The organism is Gemmiger formicilis, assembly GCF_016901605.1.
GTDB lineage: Bacteria > Bacillota > Clostridia > Oscillospirales > Ruminococcaceae > Gemmiger > Gemmiger formicilis_B.
The window spans coordinates 1-784 of sequence record NZ_JACJKP010000350.1 but is presented as its reverse complement, the minus strand read 5'-3'; the positions used below and the strand labels follow the sequence as shown (position 1 = coordinate 784).

The following is a 784-nucleotide window of genomic DNA, read 5'->3' as shown; positions in this document are numbered from 1 at the left end:
ATCGCTGCCCGCGGGCTCCAGCAGACGGTGCTGGATCAGCTGGTACTTCACCGCACGGTCGGCGCACATCTTGCAGGAAGGTGTGTTGCCGCAGTGGAAGCCCATGAAGGTATCAGTGAGCTTGTAATCGAACTTGCCGGCGATGTCCTCGTCGTAGATGTACTTGGGCACGCTGTTGTTGATGTCCAGCAGGGTGACGGTATCGCCGGAGACGCACATGCCGATGTACTCGGACAGGGCACCGTAGATATCCACCTCGCAGGAGACGGGGATACCGCGGGAAACCAGGCGGGAGTTTACATAGCAGGGCTCAAAGCCGAACTGGGACGGGAAAGCGGGCCAGCACTTGTCCGCAAAGGCCACATACTTCTTGCTGCCCTTATGGGCTTCGGCCCAATCCAGCAGGGTCAGTTCGAACTGGGCCATGCGGGCCAGCAGGTCGGGGTAGTATTTGCCCTCGCCCATTTCGGCGGCCATGTCAGCGCAGACCTCGGGGATGCGGGGGTCATCTTTGTGGGCCTGGTAGCTTACCAGCAGGTCCAGCTCGCTGTTTTCCTCAATCTCCACGCCCAGCTCATACAGGCCCTTGATGGGGGCGTTGCAGGCAAAGAAGTCCTGGGGACGGGGGCCGAAGGTGATGATCTTCAGATCCTTGACGCCCAGAATGGCCCGGGCAATGGGTACGAACTCAGCCATCTTGTCGGCCAGTTCCTCGGCGGTGCCCACGGGATACTCGGGAATATAGCCCTTCAGGTGGCGCATACCCAGGTTGTAGGAGCAGTTC

The 784-nt window shown here is 60.2% G+C and carries 1 protein-coding gene; it reads right to left on the bottom strand.

Annotation, left to right across the window (positions count from 1 at the left end; genetic code table 11):
• Positions 1 to 784, bottom strand: a 784-nt coding sequence (locus H6B10_RS19065) for an L-fucose/L-arabinose isomerase family protein (RefSeq protein WP_430661767.1), incomplete at both ends; no start/stop codon positions are given.